At 72.8% G+C, this 18,353-nt stretch carries 19 protein-coding genes and 1 riboswitch; of the genes, 5 read left to right on the forward strand and 14 right to left on the reverse strand.

Translation table 11 applies throughout. The features are described from left to right. Positions 1-92: 92 nt before the first annotated feature. Positions 93-1,337, reverse strand: coding sequence for a 23S rRNA (adenine(2503)-C(2))-methyltransferase RlmN (gene rlmN / locus ACSJDX_RS04780; RefSeq protein ID WP_438354430.1), 1,245 nt, complete (start codon positions 1,335-1,337; stop codon positions 93-95). Between the two features lie 196 nt (positions 1,338-1,533). On the opposite strand from rlmN, the gene ACSJDX_RS04785 reads away from it, so the two are divergent. Together ACSJDX_RS04785 and ACSJDX_RS04790 are read left to right on the forward strand one after the other, a co-directional pair. Continuing rightward, positions 1,534-2,367: a hypothetical protein gene (locus ACSJDX_RS04785; protein ID WP_438354431.1), complete on the forward strand. Its 834-nt coding sequence runs from the start codon at positions 1,534-1,536 to the stop codon at positions 2,365-2,367. A 19-nt stretch (positions 2,368-2,386) separates the two neighbouring features. Then, complete coding sequence (locus ACSJDX_RS04790; RefSeq protein ID WP_438354432.1) at positions 2,387-3,025, forward strand: LysE family translocator; 639 nt, start codon at positions 2,387-2,389, stop codon at positions 3,023-3,025. Here the strand turns inward: ACSJDX_RS04790 and ACSJDX_RS04795 are convergent. The 8 genes from ACSJDX_RS04795 to ACSJDX_RS04830 form a co-directional block, all read right to left on the reverse strand. Continuing rightward, on the reverse strand, positions 3,022-3,390 hold the full coding sequence (locus tag ACSJDX_RS04795; RefSeq protein ID WP_438354433.1) for a VOC family protein: 369 nt from the start codon (positions 3,388-3,390) through the stop codon (positions 3,022-3,024). The two genes, ACSJDX_RS04790 and ACSJDX_RS04795, sit on opposite strands and share 4 nt — an antisense overlap. A 69-nt stretch (positions 3,391-3,459) precedes the next feature. Beyond that, entirely contained in the window at positions 3,460-4,116 is a 657-nt protein-coding gene (locus ACSJDX_RS04800; protein WP_438354434.1) for a histidine phosphatase family protein, read from the reverse strand. A 125-nt stretch (positions 4,117-4,241) separates the two neighbouring features. After that, positions 4,242-5,078, reverse strand: a complete 837-nt coding sequence (locus ACSJDX_RS04805) for an SDR family oxidoreductase (protein ID WP_438354435.1) — start codon at positions 5,076-5,078, stop codon at positions 4,242-4,244. Beyond that, entirely contained in the window at positions 5,075-5,869 is a 795-nt protein-coding gene (locus ACSJDX_RS04810) for an enoyl-CoA hydratase/isomerase family protein (protein WP_438354436.1), read from the reverse strand. Before ACSJDX_RS04810 ends, ACSJDX_RS04805 begins: the two co-directional genes overlap by 4 nt. Further along, entirely contained in the window at positions 5,866-6,630 is a 765-nt protein-coding gene (locus ACSJDX_RS04815; RefSeq protein WP_438354437.1) for an SDR family NAD(P)-dependent oxidoreductase, read from the reverse strand. The genes ACSJDX_RS04810 and ACSJDX_RS04815 overlap by 4 nt, the downstream gene beginning before the upstream one ends. A 171-nt stretch (positions 6,631-6,801) precedes the next feature. Next, a complete protein-coding gene (locus ACSJDX_RS04820) occupies positions 6,802-7,518 on the reverse strand; it encodes an energy-coupling factor transporter transmembrane component T family protein (protein ID WP_438354936.1) in 717 nt (238 codons plus the stop codon). 134 nt (positions 7,519-7,652) lie between these two features. Beyond that, on the reverse strand, positions 7,653-9,143 hold the full coding sequence (locus tag ACSJDX_RS04825) for an ABC transporter ATP-binding protein (RefSeq protein WP_438354438.1): 1,491 nt from the start codon (positions 9,141-9,143) through the stop codon (positions 7,653-7,655). Beyond that, positions 9,143-9,787, reverse strand: coding sequence for an ECF transporter S component (locus tag ACSJDX_RS04830; RefSeq protein WP_438354439.1), 645 nt, complete (start codon positions 9,785-9,787; stop codon positions 9,143-9,145). The genes ACSJDX_RS04825 and ACSJDX_RS04830 overlap by 1 nt, the downstream gene beginning before the upstream one ends. Beyond that, positions 9,781-9,890: riboswitch (TPP riboswitch) on the reverse strand. (Overlaps the previous gene by 7 nt.) 39 nt (positions 9,891-9,929) lie before the next feature. Between ACSJDX_RS04830 and ACSJDX_RS04835 the strand changes: the two genes are divergently transcribed. Continuing rightward, positions 9,930-11,543, forward strand: a complete 1,614-nt coding sequence (locus ACSJDX_RS04835; protein WP_438354440.1) for a D-alanyl-D-alanine carboxypeptidase family protein — start codon at positions 9,930-9,932, stop codon at positions 11,541-11,543. 16 nt (positions 11,544-11,559) lie between these two features. Here ACSJDX_RS04835 and ACSJDX_RS04840 read toward each other — a convergent pair whose 3' ends face one another. From ACSJDX_RS04840 to ACSJDX_RS04855, 4 genes are all read right to left on the reverse strand, one after another. Beyond that, the gene (locus ACSJDX_RS04840) at positions 11,560-12,495 is read right to left on the reverse strand and encodes a J domain-containing protein (protein ID WP_438354441.1); all 936 of its coding nucleotides are present in this window, start codon (positions 12,493-12,495) and stop codon (positions 11,560-11,562) included. Positions 12,496-12,571: 76 nt separating this feature from the next. Beyond that, the gene (locus tag ACSJDX_RS04845; protein ID WP_438354442.1) at positions 12,572-13,111 is read right to left on the reverse strand and encodes a hypothetical protein; all 540 of its coding nucleotides are present in this window, start codon (positions 13,109-13,111) and stop codon (positions 12,572-12,574) included. Further along, a complete protein-coding gene (locus tag ACSJDX_RS04850; protein WP_438354443.1) occupies positions 13,108-13,956 on the reverse strand; it encodes an LssY C-terminal domain-containing protein in 849 nt (282 codons plus the stop codon). The genes ACSJDX_RS04845 and ACSJDX_RS04850 overlap by 4 nt, the downstream gene beginning before the upstream one ends. Positions 13,957-13,965: 9 nt before the next feature. After that, positions 13,966-15,012: an enoyl-CoA hydratase/isomerase family protein gene (locus ACSJDX_RS04855; RefSeq protein ID WP_438354937.1), complete on the reverse strand. Its 1,047-nt coding sequence runs from the start codon at positions 15,010-15,012 to the stop codon at positions 13,966-13,968. Positions 15,013-15,213: 201 nt separating this feature from the next. Here ACSJDX_RS04855 and ACSJDX_RS04860 point away from each other — a divergent pair, with 201 nt between their 5' ends. Further along, positions 15,214-16,857, forward strand: a complete 1,644-nt coding sequence (locus tag ACSJDX_RS04860; RefSeq protein WP_438354444.1) for an ATP-binding cassette domain-containing protein — start codon at positions 15,214-15,216, stop codon at positions 16,855-16,857. Further along, on the forward strand, positions 16,854-17,672 hold the full coding sequence (locus ACSJDX_RS04865; RefSeq protein ID WP_438354445.1) for an ABC transporter permease: 819 nt from the start codon (positions 16,854-16,856) through the stop codon (positions 17,670-17,672). The genes ACSJDX_RS04860 and ACSJDX_RS04865 overlap by 4 nt, the downstream gene beginning before the upstream one ends. 153 nt (positions 17,673-17,825) lie before the next feature. On the opposite strand, the gene ACSJDX_RS04870 is transcribed toward ACSJDX_RS04865, so the two are convergent. Then, positions 17,826-18,287, reverse strand: a complete 462-nt coding sequence (locus ACSJDX_RS04870) for a hypothetical protein (protein ID WP_438354446.1) — start codon at positions 18,285-18,287, stop codon at positions 17,826-17,828. Positions 18,288-18,353 lie beyond the last annotated feature (66 nt).

Raw genomic sequence — 18,353 nt, forward strand, 5'->3', positions numbered from 1 at the left:
CTGAACGCGAGTGATCGGAGGCGCGGGAGTCGCGGTGACCGGCGGCGACCCGCTCATCGGGGGCAGGATGCCCGGGCTCAGGCATCCGTCGGTCAGGAGACCGGGCTCACCCCGGCTGCCGCGACCTCGTCGGCCTCGGTCGCGACGAGCTGCCCGCAGGCGCCGTCGATCTCCTTGCCGCGGGTGTCGCGGAGAGTGGTGGGGATGCCCGCCTCGTTCAGGCGGCGCACGAACTCGTTCTGCACAGGGATCTCCGACGCCGTCCAGATCGACCCGGGGGTCGGGTTCAGCGGAATGGGGTTCACGTGCACCCAGCCGCGGCCGCGGGCGTTGAGCTTCTCGGCGAGGAGGTCGGCGCGCCACGCGTGGTCGTTCATGTCCTTGATGAGCGCGTACTCGATCGACACCCGTCGACCGGTCTTGTCGAAGTAGGCGCGGGCGGCATCCAACGCCTCGTCGACCTTCCAGCGCGAATTGACCGGGATGAGCTCGTCGCGCAGCAGGTCGTCGGGGGCGTGCAGCGACAGTGCGAACGTGACAGGGATGTCCTCGTTCGCGAGCTTGGTGATCGCCGGGACGAGTCCGACCGTCGACACCGTGATGCCCCGCGCGCTCATGCCGAGACCGTGGTCCTTATCGACCATCACGCGCACGGCCTGCATCACGCGGGCGTAGTTGGCGAGCGGCTCCCCCATGCCCATGAACACGATGTTCGAGACGCGGTCGAGCGAGTGGTCGTCCTTCTTCTTGCCACCTAGTCCGCCCTCGGCGATGAGGCGGTTGGCGCGCACGACCTGCTCGACGATCTCTCCCGCCGACATGTTGCGGGTGAGCCCCGCCTGGCCCGTGGCGCAGAACGGGCAGTTCATTCCACAGCCGGCCTGGCTCGACACGCACAGCGTGATGCGGCCGGGGTAGCGCATGAGCACCGACTCGACGAGGGCGCCGTCGTGCAGCTTCCACAGGAACTTGATCGTGTCGCCGCGGTCGGTCTCGAGGCGGCGCACCTCGGTGAGCAGCGGCGGGAGGAGCCCGTGCACGAGCTCGTCGCGCTGCACGGCCGGCAGGTCGGTCATGTGGGCCGGGTCCGACGTGGAGTGGGTGAAGTAGTGCTTCTCGAGCTGCTTCGCCCGGAATCCCGGAAGCCCGAGCTCGGTGACCTTCGCGACCCGCTCGGCGGCCGAGAGGTCGGCCAGGTGCACCGGCGGCTTGCCGCGCTTCGGGCTCGCGAACTGCAGGAGCGGACGGCCCTCGGCATCCTTCTTCTGCTGCCAGCCCTCGGTCGCGGGGCGCACCTGACGGGGCTTGGTGGTGCGCACGGGGGTCTGGTCGGTCATGCGTCCAGGGTACCGGCGGGATGCTGCGCAACCCCCGAGCGGCTCCGTCGCCCCCGACGGGCTCGTCGGAGGATCGCGCAGACGTCGGATCCGATCGGGCTTCCGATCCGACGCGGGCTCGATCCTCCGACATGCGTGCAGGGGTGAGGCGCCGGGGCCGGCCCCGACCCCCACCGGCGCGAGTAGCGTGAGGCGCGTGGACGACGATGCCGCCGAGCTCGCACGACTGCGGCGGCGGGCGTACGGACCCGACGCCGACATCGACCGCGACCCCTCGGCGCTGGCCCGGCTGATCGAGCTCGAGGACGCCGTGCGCGCACCGGCAGCGTCCGCGGCTGAGGCCGCTCCGACCGGCGGGGCCGCGGAGGCCGCCGCCCCCGTGCTCGTGGACCGCGAGCCGGACCCGCGCGGTTTCGTCGAGGTCCCCGAGGGCGCAGTCGCAGCGGCGGGCGCGGCATCCGCTCGCCCGCGCTGGCACACCGCGCTGGTGGCCGTCGTCGCGGCGGCGGCGGTCGTGCTGGCCGCGGCGGGCGCGACGCGGACGACGGATGCCTCGTCCCCCGCGCGCTCCGTCGATCCCGCGCCGACGGTCAGCATCACGCCGCTCGGCGCCGGCTCCCCGTTCGCGGGCGACCCGACGACGCGGGTGCTCATCACGGTCTCCATCGGCGGATCGTTGGGCGACTACTTCGACCGACCCGTCGCCGGTGACGCCCCGGCGTTCCCCGTGGCCGAGGACATGCAATGGTCCGCGCCCTTGGGGCGGTACTACGGACGCGAGCTGTGGCTGGGGCGCAGCCGCAGCGGACTGCCGTGCCTGGCGATCGTCGCCAAGCCCGACGTGCATGCCGGGTGCACAACGCCGCACGAGTTCGGGCTGCAGGGGCTCACGGTGACGCTGCCGTACGCCGAGATCTCTCCCGCAGACCGCCCCGACGGGATGACGTCGACCGAGAGCCTGGGCTTCCAGTGGCTGCCCGACCAGAGCGTCGTGATCGGCGTCGGCCGGCGGAACGGGCTGCGAGGCTGAGCGGGTCTATCGTTCTCTCGTGGTCCCCGTCGACAACCTCCTCGCCTTCACCGCCGCTGCGGTCGTGCTCATCGTCATCCCCGGGCCGAGCGTGCTGTTCTCCGTGGGGCGCGCGCTCGCCCTCGGTCGCCTCGGCGGACTGCTCAGCGTGCTCGGCAACGCGCTCGGACTGCTGCCGATCATCGCCGCCGTCGCGCTCGGGGTCGGCGCGATCGTCGCCGAGTCGGTCGTGCTGTTCACGATCATCAAGGTCGTCGGCGCGCTCTACCTGATGTACCTCGGCATCCAGTCGATCCGGCACCGCCACGACCGGGCGAAGGCCGTGAGCGGTGACGCGCTGCCGCGGTCCCGGTGGCGCCAGCTCGGCGAGAGCTTCGTCGTCGGCATCACCAATCCCAAGACGATCGCGTTCTTCGTCGCGGTGCTGCCCCAGTTCGTCGACCTCCACGCCGGGTCGGTGCCGCTGCAGATGTTCGAGCTCGGCTTCGTCTTCTTCGTGCTCGCGCTCATCTGCGACGGAACGTGGGCGATGGCCGCGGCCGCGGCGCGCACGTGGTTCGGCAAGTCGCCGAAGCGCATGGCGACCCTCTCCGCCACGGGCGGCGGGATGATGATCGGCCTCGGCGGCATCCTGCTGCTCACCGGCAACAAGCACTAGCCCGTCGGCGGAGTCGCGAGGTGGACGAGGTTGCCGTCGGGGTCGCGCACCTGCGCGACGCGCTCGCCCCACGGCATATCGCTGGGCCGCTGTTCCACGGCGCCGCCGAGGCGCGTCCATGCGGCGAACGAGGCGTCCACGTCGTCGACGTAGAACCACAGCGCGATCCGATCGCCCGCCACGGGTGTCTCCGCGACGCGGCCGATCCCGAGTGCGGCGGCGCCCAGTCGCAGGGAGACGTAGTCGTCCTGCCCGTCGGCGCCGAATCGGTAGTCCACGACCGCGTCGAGGGCGGCCTCGTAGAACGCGATCAGTCGCGCAAGATCGCGGCTCGTGACGATGGGGAACAGCTGCCGCACACCCACGGCGCCCACCCTACGCGGGGCGTCCGGCGATCGGAAGGTCGACCGATCGCCGCGCGCCGCGGCGCCGCGTCAGGAGAGCGAGGCGGTCGTGTCGAACGAGATCAGCTCGCGACGGTCGCCGTCGATGAGCACCGTCGCGACGGCGCAGTTCGGCACCACCTGGTCGAGCAGTCCGGGCACGAGCACGTCGACGAGGCTGCCGAGCATCGCGCCGTGGGTGACCGCGAGCACCTCGCCGCCGTCGCCGGCGGCCTCCACGAGCGCCGAGATCGCGGCATCGCGACGGACCGCGATCGCCGCGGCATCCTCCGCCAGTCCCCGCGGGTCGCTCGCGGCGATCGCATCGAGGAGCTCGTCGAGCGATGCCACCGACGACCAGTGCGCGCCGTCGGCGACATCGCCCTGCAGCTGCGCGTACACCGCCGGCCAGACCGCGGTGCCCGGATCGCCCTCCCACCAGCCGAAGTCCCACTCCCTCAGGTCGGTCGTGAATCGCGGCTCGAGGTGCGGGTGACGGGCCGACACCGCGGCGGCGGTGGTGCGGGTGCGGGTGAGGTCGCTGACGTGGATGGCGCGCAGCGGCTTCTCGGCGAGAAGGGCGCCGAGCGCCTCGGCCTGGGCGACGCCGCGGGCGGTCAAGGGCGCATCCGACCAGCCCTGGATGAGGCCCTTCACGTTGAACAGGGTCTCCGCATGCCGGGCGAAGTGCAGGGTGACGGCGCTCATGAGGGCCTTCCGGGGTGGCGCGGACGATGTCGCACGAGGGGGTCGGGTGGGTCGCGGCGCCGTCGCCGCCCACCCAGCCTCTCGCGGATGAACCGCCCGCGCCAGTCGGCCGCGGGACGGATGCCTCAGTCGAGGAAGATGTCGGGATACAGGGCCGCGTCGGGGGTGCCCGGCACGGCGGCGTATCCCGAGAAGTCGGTCACGCCGGCCGCCTCGAGCACGTCCTCGACGACGAGCGTCTGCCCGGTGTACTCCCGCGCGGGGCGGATGAGCACCTCGTACGCGGCGTCGGCGTACACCTCGGGCGTGCGGCTGACCTGCATCAGGGCGTCACCGCCGATCACGTTCTGCACGGCGGCGGTGGCGATCGTGGTGCGCGGCCACAGGGTGTTGGCGGCGATGCCGTCGGCGGCGAACTCCGCCGCCAGACCGAGCGTCACCATCGTCATGCCGTACTTCGCCAGCGTGTAGCCGGTGTGCGCGCCGAGCCACTTCGGGGTGATGTTGAGCGGCGGCGAGAGCGACAGGATGTGGGGGTTCGCGGCATCCCGCAGCATCGGGAGCGCCGCGCGCGACAGCAGGAACGTGCCCCGCACGTTGACGTCCTGCATGAGGTCGTACTTCTTGGCGGCGAGGTCGAGCGACCCCGACAGGTCGATCACCGAGGCGTTGTTGACGACGATGTCGATGCCGCCGAACTCGCCCTGCGTCGTGAGCACGGCCTCAGCGATGGAGTCGTCGTCACGCACGTCTCCGACGATCGGGAGCGCCTGGCCCCCGGCATCCCGGATCTGCTGCGCCGCGGTGTGCACCGTGCCCTCGAGCTTCGGATGCGGGGTGTCGGTCTTGGCCAGCAGCGCGATGTTGGCGCCGTCGCGCGCGGCGCGCAGGGCGATCGCCAGGCCGATGCCGCGGCTGCCGCCCGACATCAGGATCGTCTTTCCGGCGAGGGTCTCGGTCATGACGGCTCCTTCGGGGCGGAGTTCTTGCGGGATGCCGCGGCGAAGGCCGCGACGCGCACCTTCGACTCGTCGGTGTCGAAGCGGACGCCGATCGTGGCGGCCTCGTCGGCGAGGTTCTCCTCGAACGTGCGGTCGGCACCGGTGCGGACGAGCCGCTTGGCCTGCCCGAACGCGCCCGTGGCGTTGTCGAGCCAGAACCGGGCGATCTCCTCTGCACGCGCCGCGACGGCGTCGGGGGCGACCACCTCGGCGACGAGGCCCCACTCGAGCGCCTCGGCGGCCGAGAGCGTGCGGTCCTGCAGCAGCAGCTGCAGCGCCCGGCGCTGGCCGATCGCGGCGGGCAGCAGCGTGGAGACGCCGAGGTCGGGCGTCAGTCCGATGTTGGCGTACTTCGAGACGAACTTCGCCGACTCCGACGCCACGATGTAGTCGGCCGCGAGCATGAGGCCGAGTCCGCCGCCGGCGACCGCGCCCTGCACGGCGGCGACGATCGGGGTGTCCGACAGGGCGAAGGTGCGGATGCCGTCGTGGATGACGTGCGCGGTGTCGGTGACCGCCGCGCCGCCCGCCCCGGACATCGCCATCGCGAGAACGTCGCCGCCCGCGCAGAACGCCGGGCCCGCGGCATCCAGGATCACGGCGCCGACGGATGCGTCGGCGGTCACCTCGTGCGCGATGTCGCGCCAGCGCGCGCCCATGTCGAAGTCCATCGCGTTGAGGAACGCCGGACGGTTGAACGTCACGCGCGCGAGCGCGCCGTCGCGCGTGAGCAGGATCGAGTCGCCGCTCATCTCGGCGCCATCCGGATCGCGCCGTCGAGGCGGATCGTCTCGCCGTTGAGGTAGCCGTTCTCGACGATCGACATCACCAGTCGCGCGTACTCGTCGGGTCGGCCCAGTCGCGAGGGGTAGGGCACCTGCTGGCCGAGCGAGTCCTGCGCGGGCTGCGGCAGGCCGGCGAGCATCGGCGTCTCCATGATTCCGGGGGCGATCGTCAGCACGCGGATGCCGTAGCGGGCGAGCTCGCGCGCGATCGGCAGGGTCATCGCGTGCACGCCGCCCTTGCTCGAGGAGTACGCGGGCTGGCCGATCTGCCCGTCGAAGGCCGCGACGCTCGCGGTGTTGACGATGACGCCGCGGTCGCCCGACTCGGCGTCGGGCTCGGTCCTGGCCATGGCCGCCGACGCCTGCCCGATCACGTTGTAGGTGCCGACCAGGTTGACGCGCACGACGCGCTCGAAGTCGGCGAGCGGACTGGGGTTGCCGTCGCGGTCCAGCACCTTGGCCGGCGGAGCGATGCCCGCGCAGTTGACCACGACGCGCAGGGGGCCGGATGCCGCAGCCACCGCGACCGCGTCGGCCACCTGCTGCGGATCGGTTACGTCGGCCGGGGCGAAGGCTCCGCCGAGCCCGGCGGCGATCTCGGCCCCCGCGGAGGAGGGCAGGTCGATGATCGTGACGGCCGCTCCCGCTTCGGCCAGACGGCGGGCGGTGGCGAGGCCGAGACCGCTCGCCCCTCCCGTGACGAGGGCGCTGGCGCCGGTGAGGTGCATGGGTTCTCCTTCGAACGGTCTCGGGGCGATGGCGCTCGTGGCGCGGCATCCCGTGTCAGCTTACGTGGCACTCAGTCCCAGGCGAAGCGGGGGGGGACGGACGCCGCACCCAGGCTAGTGCGGCACGCTCCCCGCGGCCAGCGTCGGAAGGCGGGATCGCGAGCGGGGTGCTCACGACCAGACGAAGCGGAAGGTCCCCGCGGCGACCGCGGCGGCCAGCGCCAGGGCGATGACCGCGAGCGCGCCGAGCACGGCCACCGCGTCGCGCGGGTGCAGTCGCGACGGCCGGGCCCACGTGCGCGGGATGCCCGAGCCGAAGCCGCGCGCCTCCATCGCGGTCGCGAGCTTCGTGCCGCGGCGCACGGCGAACACGAGCAGCACGAACGCCATCGAGAAGAACCGTCGCAGCGCGCCCGAGTCGCCGAGCCCCCGCGCGCGGCGGGCGAGCGCCATGGTCCGCCAGTCGTCGACGAACAGGCCGAGCGTGCGGGTGCCGGCGAGCACCCCCAGCACGAAGCGGCTCGGCAGCTTGGCCACCTGCGCGAGTGCGTCGGCGAGTTCGGTCGGGTCGGTCCGCCCGAACAGCAGGATCGTCGGCAGTGCGAGGGCGATCACGCGCAACGTGACCGCGACCGCCAGCGCGATCGAGTCGTCGCTGATCGTGGCGTGCCAGAACGCCGCGTAGACGTGCCCGCCCGGTGCGGCGTAGAGGAGCATGCTCAGCCCTGCGACCGGGGCGAACAGCGCGATCGGCGCGAGGCGCCGAAGCACCGTGCCGAGCCCGAGTCCGGTGAGCGGCACGCACAGCAGCTGCAGCGCGATCGCCGCGGCGGCGGACACGACGTCGATCGACGCGAACAGCGGCACCGACAGCACGAGCGCGACCATGATGCGCGCGACGGGGTTGACCCCGTCGATCCACGCCCGCGCCGGGAACGGGCGGGCCGCGACCACGTCGACGCGACGATCCGTGTGCGGTTCGCCGACCGGCATGGGTCTCGGCGGTCCCGAGTGCGCGGCGGTCATGCGGCAACCCCCGAGGCGTCGGCGGCCCCCGCGGCGCGGGGGGCCTCGAGACCGATCCGGTGCGCGCCGAGGTGGTGCACCACGTCCGCGTCGTGGGTGACCGCCACGACGGTGCGGCCGGCAGCGGTCTCGGCCTGCAGCAGCGCGACGAGCTCGGTCCACCCGCGACGGTCCTGTCCGAAGGTGGGCTCGTCGAGCACGAGGACGGCGGGGGATGCCGCGAGCACCGTCGCGACCGACAGGCGCCGCTTCTGCCCGCCGGACAGGGTGAACGGATTCGCGAGGGCGAGATGGTCGAGGCGGAGCCGTTCGAGCAGCTCGTCCACGATCGCTGCGACCCGGTCGCGCGGCATCCCCAGTGCCCGTGGCCCGACGGCGAGCTCATCGCGCAGTGTCGCGGCGAGGAACTGGTGCTCGGGCTCCTGGAACACCGTGCCGATGCGGGTGAGCAGCTCGGTGGACCGCCACCGCGACGGGGTGCGGATGCCGCGCGCGGCCAGACCCTCGGCGGCGACGACCTCTCCGCCGAGCGGGGGCAGCAGCCCTGCGAGCGTGAGCGCGAGCGTGGACTTGCCCGCGCCGTTGGGCCCGGTGATCACCGTCGCGGCGCCGGACGGGATCGCGAGCTCGAGGCCGGTGCGCACGGGCGCGCGGCGGTCGCGGCCGATCGCGAGTGCGGAGGCGGCGAGGGCGGTCTCCCGGACGCCCCGAGCCGGCGTGGCCGCGGGGAGGTCGACCGGCACCCCCGGCACCCAGACTCCGCTCGCGGCGAGCGCCGCCCCGTGCCGTGCGAACACCGTGCTCGGCGTGCCGTCGGCGATCACTCCGCCGCCCTCGCCGAGCACCACGACCCGCGTCATGAGGTCGGCCCACACAGGCGTGCGGTGCTCGATCACCACGAGCGTCGCACCGGTGGCCTCCACGGCACGCTGCACGCTCGCCCGCACCTCGGCGACCCCGTCGGGGTCGAGGTTGGCGGTGGGCTCGTCCAGCAGCAGCAGCCCCGGACGCATCGCGAGCACGCCGGCGAGGGCGAGCCGCTGCTTCTGCCCCCCGGACAGCGCCTTCGTCGCTCGATCCCGCGACACCGCCAGGCCGACGGCATCCATCGCCTCCCGGACCCGCGCCCCGATCTCTCCGGGCGGTACGCCCAGGTTCTCGCAGCCGAATGCGATGTCGTCTCCGACCTTCGACAGCACGATGCCCGCGTCGGGGTCCTGCAGCACGAGGCCGACGCGACCGCGCTGGGTCTCGGGCGGGGCCCCGTCGACGAGGATGCGACCGGACACCTCGCCCTCGTCGCTGTCGCCGAGGAGCCCGGCGAATCCCGCCAGGAGGGTCGACTTGCCCGCGCCGGAAGCACCCAGCAGCAGCACCCGCTCGCCGGGCTCGATGACGAGGTCGATGTCGCGGGTGGCGGGCAGCCGGCGTCCGGCGTAGCGCCACCCCCACGCCTCGACCTCGACGCGTGCGGGCGCGGCGGGCATCAGACCTCGCGGCGCCGTTCGCGGCCGGCGGCGAAGCGGCTGAGCGCCCCGGTCGCCGCGAGTGCCCGCACGAGCAGCCAGCCCACCAGACCGGCGAGCACGGCACCGGAGACCACGACGCTGCTCAGGTAGATGATGTTGAAGTCGAGGGTCTTCAGGATGTTGGGCGAGCTGCCGTAGAACAGCTCGAACACCCAGGCCGCCGCACCCGCGGCCGCTCCGGAGAGCATCGCGACGGGCAGACCGAAGCGCTTGTAGAGGAACAGCAGCAGGATCAGCTCGGCCCCGAATCCCTGCACGAGTCCCGACAGGATCGTGGAGACCCCCCACACGTTGCCGATCAGCATCGACACGACGGCGGCGACGACCTCGACGAGGATCGCCGCGCCGGGCTTGCGGATCACGAGGCCGCCGACGACGCCGCCGAGCAGCCAGATCCCCACGGCGATGCCGCCGAATCCGGGGGTGAGGCCGTCCATGGCGACGAACCAGGCGTAGCCGACGGTGTTCCAGCCCCAGAAGACGAGGCCGAGGGCGACGCCGAGAACGGCGGCGACGACGATGTCGACGACCCGCCAGCGGAGGCGGTGCGCCGGTGCGACGGTGGTGCGAGTGTCCGCACGCGCGGACGTGGATGTGCTCATTCGAGGCTCCTCCCTGCGCCGGCATGATCCGGATCAGGTTCGACGGTCGAAGCGTGGTTCGCTTCCTCTCAGCCCGGCTCACCGGACTCCCGTGGTTGTGGCGTTGAGTATATCCCGGATGATCGCAGGGTATTTTGGGCGGGTGACCCTGGACGACGCGCCGCCGCGACCTCACGACGATGCGCCGCCGACGCGGCGCTCCCGCCGTTCGCGTGCGCGGAACGGAGCGGATGCCGCCCCCGCCGCGGCCGCCCCGATCGAGGCGCCCGCGCTCGACGCCGGCACGCTCGGCAGCGACGCGACGATCGCTACGCCCGCCCCGTCCCCCACCCCCGCACCGGTGATCGATCCGGATGCCCCGATCGGCCCCGCCGCCCCGAGCGGCCCCGACCGGCGTCGCGCGGTGAAGAAGAAGGATGCCGCGATCCCCCGCGCCGCGTTCGCGTGGGTGGAGGAGCGCGCCGTGTCGGTGCCGCCGCGCACCACGGCGGCCACCGGCGGCGGCTACGTGCCCGTCGAGCCCGACCTGCTGTGGGACGCCCCGCGGCGGTCGCCCTGGCGCCCCGGGATCCTGGTGCCGATCGGCGTCATCCTGGCGCTGATCGCGGTCTACTGCGCGACGACGCTGCTGTGGCCGCTGCACGCGCTCGCTCCCACGGTGGGCGCCCTGCAGGTGCCCTCCGCCGTCGCGCCTGCGACGACGCCCGCCTGGCCGGCGCAGGGCAGTGCGGCCGTGTCGGTCACGGGCATCGGCGCCGTGGCATCCACCGTCGACGCCGCGCAGATGGCGAGCATCACGAAGGTCGTCACCGCTCTCGTGGTCCTCGACGCGATGCCGCTGGCCGTCGGGGAGACCGGGCCGGAGTACCGCTTCACCTCGGCCGACAGCTCGGCGTACTGGGCCTACCGTCGCGGCAACCAGTCCGCCCTCGACGTGCCCGCCGGCGGCACCCTCACCCAGCTGCAGCTGCTGCAGGGCATGCTGATCGGCTCGGCCAACAACTACGCCGACCGCCTCGCCGGCAACCTCTGGGCCTCCGATCGCGTCTACGCGTCCGCGGCCAACGGCTGGCTGGCCGCGCATGGGGTGACCGGGGTCACGGTGGTCGACCCGAGCGGGATCGAGGCAGGCAACACCGCGACCCCCGCAGGACTCATCGCCCTCGGCGAGCGCGCGATGGCCAATCCGGTGATCGCGCAGATCGTGGCGACGAAGCAGATCGACCTCCCCGGGGCCGGTCTCGTCACCAACACCAACGCCCTGCTCGACGACCCCGGCATGGTGGGCATCAAGACCGGCTCGCTCGACAGCTACAACCTGCTGTCCGCCAAGGACGTCGCGATCGGCGGCACCACGGTGCGGCTCTACGCGTCGGTGCAGGGCCAGGTCGACGACGCCGCGCGCCTGGGCGCCTCACGGGCGCTGTACGCCCAGCTCGAGGGCGAGCTGCAGCCCACCACCGCGGTGGCCTCGGGCACCGTCGTCGGCACGGTCGACACCCGATGGGGCGAGACGGCACGGGTGGTCGCCGACTCGGACGCCCGGGTGATCCTGTGGAACGGCGGCGCCGGCACGGTGTCGTCGTCGTTCGACCTGGGCGAGAACCGCACGGCCAACGACGTCGTGGGCTCCCTCTCGGTGAAGGGACCGCTCGACGCCGCCTCGGTGCAGCTGCGTCTCGCCGACGACATCGCCCCGCCGAGCCCGTGGTGGCGCCTCACCCACCCCCTCGACCTCTTCGGCCTGAACGGCTGAGGCCGCGCGCCGGGCCTCAGACGAAACGGACCGTGTGCTGCAGGCGGGTCCGCACGTCGAACACCTCGTTGCCGCCGATCGAGCGGGCACCGGTGACGCCGCGGCGCAGCACCGTCGACAGCGCCGAGCGGCCGACGACGGCGACCGGCGTGCCGCGCACCTTGCCGAGCTCCTCGATCTGGCTCGTCACGTCGTCGTCGGGCAGCACCACGATCGCGCCGCCGAATCGCACACCGGCGGCGCGCGCGACCGCGCGCAGACGCGCCAGGAGCTCGGCGATCGGCGCGCCGCCGACACCGCCGCCGATCAGCTCGCCGCGCCGCGTGCGGACGGGACCTCCGAAGTCCTCCGACAGCACCCCGTAGAGGCCGCTGGGGCCGAGGACGATGTGGTCGATCTTCGTCTCGGGGTCGCCGCCTCGGAGGTCTGCCGCGACGTCGTGCCACACGGTGTAGCCCATGCCGAGGTCGGCGACGATGCGCGCCGTCGCCTCCTCGGCGAGCGCGTCGGCGAGGAGGCGCCGCAGGTGATGCGGGGCCGACCGCACGAGCGCCGGATCGTAGGGGTCGGGCAGGTCGACGCCGCGCCCGACCCACTCGCGCACGAGGGCGAGGTAGCGCTCGCGTCGCCATCCGCCCGGCTGGCCGTGCGAGCGGGCTCGAGGACGCGTGTCGGCCGGGGCCGACGGGGTGTGCCAGCCCGCGGAGGCGGAGAAGTCGGGGACGGATGCCTCGCCGAACCCGTGACCGCGGTCGTACGCCGCGCGCGCCTCCGGCGTGCCGACGAGCTCCCACGCCCGCTGCACCTGGATGAACACCGCGGCGTCGCCGCCGGTGTCGGGGTGGGTCTGGCGCAGCCGTACGCGGTAGGCCTTGCGCAGCTCGTCGTCGGTGGCGGTGGACGCGACGGCGAGGAGGTCGTACGCCGAGGCGGACAGCGGACTGTCGAACACGCGCGCTCCCCCTCCTCCGTGCGGCGTTACAGGCTACCCCGCCCCAGCCGGGTGGTCGCTGAGCCTTCGGCGGCCGTCACTCGGGGCGGGGCTCCTTGCGACGGGCGTAGGCCGCGGCGCTGCGACTCGACAGCGCGAGCAGGATCAGGATGTCGAACGCGAGCGACAGCAGCGTGCCGCTGATGCGGATCTCCTGCCCCTGCCACCACCACCCCACGAACGCGCTCGTGATGGAGATCACCGAGAACACCATCACCCACACCCGGGCGATGTTCGATCCGCGCAGGATCATCAGACCGAGCAGGAGCTGGATCAGCAGCCCGATCCCGGTGACCCCGACGTAGACCCACAGGCCGAGCGCGGCATCCTCCGCCGTGAAGTCCGATCCGACGAGAGTCGTGTACACCGAGGAGTCGGTGCCCGCCAGCACGAGCGCGCCCAGCACGAGCGCGCCCGTCACCACCCGCAGGATCACCAGCAGCGCGCCGGCGACGATCGACGAGGGCCGTCGCATGTCCGGATCGAAGTCCGGACGCTGCGCGAGCCGTGCCGCCGACTCGAACGCGGCGCGCTTCTCGGGCTCGCGGGGAGCGGGAGCCGGGGCGGTGTCGCTCATGCCACCACCTCCCGCATGTCGAGGATCGGCAGGTCGCCGTCGGTGCGGATGCTGTCTCCGCCGCCGTTGCGCGCGTGGTAGCCGGTGGAGAAATCGCGGAGCACGTCGAGTCGCACGTGCGGCGCGGCATCCGTCACCGTCCGGACGATGAAGTCGCGCTCGACGTCGGTGTCGGCGTCGATCTTGTGCGTCACCTGGAGGGTGAACAGCGACAGCCCCACCGAAGTGTCGAAGGTGCCGGCCGCCAGCCAGTCGACGCGCTTGCCGCCGGGGAGGAGCCAGTCGTCCGGGCATCGCCAGAACCGCACGTGGTGACGCTGCGCCGGGTTGCCGTCGACCTCCTGCTGGTAGGCGAAGTCCTGCGCGCGGCCGAAGAGGAACAGCGGACTGACCGGAGCCTCGTCGTAGCTGCGCCGGGTGATCGTCGTCCTCACGATCTTCCACGACGAGCGCAGCGTGACCGGATCGGCCTTCGTCCAGCCCGCGGTGCGCATCGCCGCCTCGATCTGGTCGCCCGAGCCCATGAGCGCGAGATTGACCGGGTCGCCGAGCAGGCCGTCGCTCGTGCGGGTGCGGCCGATGAAGTAGTCGGGCACGTAGATCGTGGTGAGGATGCGGTGCAGCCGCGGCAGCACGAGGTAGGCCAGCAGCGCCCAGAACACGATGCCGCCGAGGATCCCCCACCAGCCCAGCTGCAGGCTCTCGTCGACGCTCAGGTAGGCCAGCCAGATGGCGGCGAGCCCCGCGAACACGAAGAACGCCCAGTCGAGCGCGACCCCGCGGGAGTAGCGACGGGCGGCACGACGCTGCCGCCGGTCGGCCTTTCCCGAAGCGGTCGCGGTCATGTCGCGATTCTATTGAGCGGCGGCGCCGCTCAGCGGGAGGGCCGGCGCGTACGCGAGAGCGGATGCTGCGGCATCCGAGTCCACCTCGGCGATCGTCGCCGGCTGCCACCTCGGGTCGCGGGTCTTGTCGACCAGCTGCGCGCGGATGCCCTCGACGAGGTCGGGCTGGGTGTGGGCGAACCACATCACCAGTCCGTACTCCTGCGCGAGCGCGGCACGCAGATCGGGCAGGTCGCGGGCGCGGCGGACCGCGGCGAGGGTGACGGCGAGCGAGGTGGGCGACAGCTCGGCGAGCGTGTCGGCGGCGGCGGATGCCTCGGGCTCCGGGCGTGCGCGCAGCCGCTCGACGATCTCGGCGACCGTGTCGGCCGAGAAGGCGGCGTCGATCCACGACTGCGCCGCTGCGAGCGTCGACGGCCCGGGCGTCTCGTCGAACAGCAGCACGATCTCGGCTGCGCTCCCGGGGTCCGCGCGCGTCTCGAGCGCCTCGCGCAGACCGTCGAGGGAGGCGCTGGGCACGAGATGGTCGGCGAATCCGGCATAGACGGCGTCGGAGGCATCCATCACCGCGCCCGTGAGCGCGAGGTACTCGCCGATGCGCCCCGGTGCGCGGGCGAGCAGCCACGATCCGCCCACGTCGGGGGTCAGCCCGATGCGCGTCTCGGGCATCGCCAGCTTCGAGCGCTCCGTGACGATGCGGATCGCCGCGTGTCCTGCCAGGCCGATGCCGCCGCCCATCGTGATGCCGTCGGCGAGGGCGACGAACGGCTTCGGATACTCCGCGATGCGGGCGTTGAGCGCGTACTCGGCGCGGAAGAACACCCCGGTGTCCTCGGGGTGGCCGTCGGCGATGCGGTCGTAGAGGCTGCGCACGTCGCCGCCGGCGCACAGACCGCGCTCGCCCGCGCCGTCGAGCAGCACGAGGTCGACGTCGGTGTCGCTTTCCCACGCGTCGAGTGCGTCGGAGAGCAGCTCGATCATGCCCAGGTCGAGGGCGTTGATCGCCCGCGGACGGTTGAGCGTGAGGTGCCCGAGACTGCCCGCCCGGCGGGCCAGGACACGGGGCTCGGATGTCTCGGAGGGGGTCGGAACGGGGGCGTCGGGCTGCGTCTCGGGGGCTGCGCTCACGCCGCCACGTTACCCGGGGGTCGCGGGGTGCGGGCGGGCGCGGTTTCGTCTCAGGGGCCGCATATCCCGCATTCCGGGGACGTTTCCGGAAAGATGAGGGAAACGGTTCATGACGACGAGGGGTGCCGCATGCCGGACGGACAGCTGCTGGAGTTCTCCGGCCTCACCAAGCGCTTCGGCGCGGTCGAGGCGGTGGCCGGCTTCACCGCGCGCGTCGAACCCGGTCAGGTGACGGGCTTCCTCGGCCCCAACGGCGCGGGCAAGACCACGACCCTGCGCATGCTGCTCGGCCTCATCCACGCCGATGCCGGCACGGCGACGATCGGCGGCGCGCGCTACGCGAGCCTGCGCGAACCGCTGCGCGCGGTCGGCGCGGTGCTCGAGGCATCCAGCTTCCATCCGGGGCGTTCGGCGGCGAACCACCTGAAGATCTACGCGCAGGCGGCGGGTCTCCCGGTGTCGTCCGTCGACCGCGCTCTGGGCCTCGTGGGACTGGCGGATGTCGCCGGACGCAAGGTGGGCGGCTTCTCGCTCGGCATGCGTCAGCGGCTCGGGCTCGCGTACGCACTGCTGGGCGATCCGGGTGTGCTCGTGCTCGACGAGCCGGCCAACGGGCTCGACCCCGAGGGCATCAAGTGGCTGCGCGGGCTGCTGCGCGACCTCGCTCGCGAAGGACGCACCGTGCTGGTCTCGTCGCACCTCCTCGCCGAGGTGCAGCAGACGGTCGACGCGCTGCTGATCATCGCGCGCGGTCGCCTGGTGTTCCAGGGCGGCCTCGACAAGCTCACCGACCCGTCGGAGTACGTCACCGTCGTCGACTCGCCCGACCGCGCGGCGCTCGTGCAGGCGCTGCGCGACGCCGAGGTGCCGTTCGAGGTGCTGCGCTCGGGCCTCACGGTGCGACGCCTCGACCCGGCGGCGGTCGGCGTGATCGCCGCGGCGGCGGGCGTGCCGCTGTCGAGCCTGCAGCGGCGCGGTCCGGCACTGGAGGAGGTCTTCCTCGACCTCGTCAACGGCGTGCGCGTGCACAGCAGCGCCAAGACGGACGCGCCGGGCGAGCTGCCCGCAGGAGCACCGCAGACGGATGCCGCTCCCGCCGTCGCGGTCGCGGGTGTCACCGCCGCCGAGGCCGTGGCCGAGCCCGAGCCCGAACCAGTCGCCGACCCGGAGCCCGTCGCCGAACCGGAGCCCGTCGCCGACCCGGAGCCCGTCGCCGAGCCCGAAACCATCGCGGAGCCCGAAGCCGTCGCCGAGCCGGTCGCGGAGCCCGAACCCATCGCCGAGCCTGTCGAAGCGTCGTCCTCGACGCCCGATGACCCTTCGACGAGCTCGGAGACCGAGAACGCCACGGAACCCGACGACACCTGGCCGCCGTCCACCGACGACGCGGAACCGGTCGTCGAGCCCGACGCCGTCGCCGAGCCCGTCGACCCGTCGCCCCCGACCACCGACGACCCTTCGAGCTCCTCGGGGACCGACACCACCGAGCACCACACGTGGGCCGTCGCAACGACGGGCGTGATCGACGTCGTGCCGGCGGAGTTCGCCGGGACCGAGGCATCCGATCCGGCCCCGTCGTCGGGCAGCACCTTCGCCGTCGCGAGCACAGGACTCATCGACATCGTTCCGCCCGCGGATGCCGACCCCGACGTCGAGGCGATCGGCGACATCGACGACGCGCTCACCGAGCCCGACGGCGAGCAGCTCGATGCGCCGGCGAACGAGGCATCCGATCATCCGGAGCACCACGACGGCGAAGGAGAGAACCGATGAGCCTCGTGAACGCCGCACGCGCGGAGTCGACCAAGCTGTTCTCGACCTCGATCTGGTGGATCCTCGCGATCGTGTTGGCGGTGTACGTCGCGTTTACCTCGTCGGCGCTCGGCTTCGTGCTCTCCGCGTCGGCCACGGGCGCCCTCGGCGGTCGCGGGCCGCAGCCGGACGCCGCCGGCCTGCCGGCGATGCTCTACAGCACCGCCACGGCTGTCGGGTACGTCTTCCCGCTGCTGATCGGCACCCTTCTGGTGACGGCGGAGTTCCGCCACAAGACGCTCACCCCGACGTTCCTGGCCACGCCCCGGCGCGCGCGCGTGCTGTGGGGCAAGGTCGCGGTCGGTGTGGTGATCGGCGTGATCTACGCGGTCATCGGCATCGCCGCGTCGGTCGGCCCGGCGGCGGGGTTCCTCGTCGGCTACGGCCTCGACACGGGATTCGGCGCGTCCGACACCTGGGCGCTGATCGGCCGCATGGTGATCGCCTTCGTGCTGTGGGTGCTCGTGGGCATCGGCGTCGGCGCGCTCGTGCGCAACCAGGTCGGGGCGATCGTCGGTGTGCTCGTGTTCACCCAGTTCATCGAGCCCATCGGCCGGGTCGCGGGAACCTTCGTGCAGGGCCTGTCCGACGTCACGCGCTTCCTGCCGGGAGCCGCCGGCGACGCCCTCGTCGGCTCGAGCATCTTCTCGGGCGCGACCGGCGCCACCACCTCCGGCACTCTGGAGTGGTGGGCGGGCGGGCTCGTGCTGCTCGGCTACGCCGTCGTGCTGCTCGTTCTCGGATCTCTCGTGAGCTGGCGCCGCGACATCAACTGACGCGGCGCGACGAGAGTCGGAGGATCGCGCGAAGTTCGGAGGATTCCCGGCGAATCCTCCGAAGTACGTTCGACTCTCCGAAGATCGTCGGGCACCCAGTGGGCTCGGGCGACTGCGCGCTCACGCGCCCGGCGGCGTTCCGACCGACGGAGGTCAGGCGGTGGCAGGGGCCGTGCGCGGCGCGCGCTTCTTGCGCGGCGGAGGCGCCGTGACCGGCTCGGCCTCCGCGGCGAGCTCGGCGACATCGGTCGCCTGGGCGCGGGCGTCGTCGAGGCGCAGCGCCTGCACCAGCGCCAGCCCGTGGCGCGTGGTGAGCACGATGCGGGCGAACTCGGGATCGCCGTCCAGGTCGATCACGACCGCGGGGCGACGGCGGCGGATGAGCACGAAATCGTTCGCCCCAGCCGACTTCCACGTGCCCATCGCGACCGCGCCGCGGATGTACGTCCCGGGCGACGCGACCCCGCGCAGCCAGGTCCAGGCGTCGTCGACCAGCTGCACCTTCGTGATGAACGGGCGGTCGACGAACACATTCCCCTTGCGGAATGAAAGCGCCCGCTCGGTGCCGGACAGCGCGACCTCGAGCCGCGTCGAGTCCAGCAGCAGGGTCACCATGCTCTCAGTCTGCCAGCGGCGTCCGGGCTCCGCCTGGATGTTTGCTTACGGACATGCAACGATCGC

Origin of the sequence: Microbacterium fluminis (genome assembly GCF_051549805.1) — a bacterium.
GTDB lineage: Bacteria > Actinomycetota > Actinomycetes > Actinomycetales > Microbacteriaceae > Microbacterium.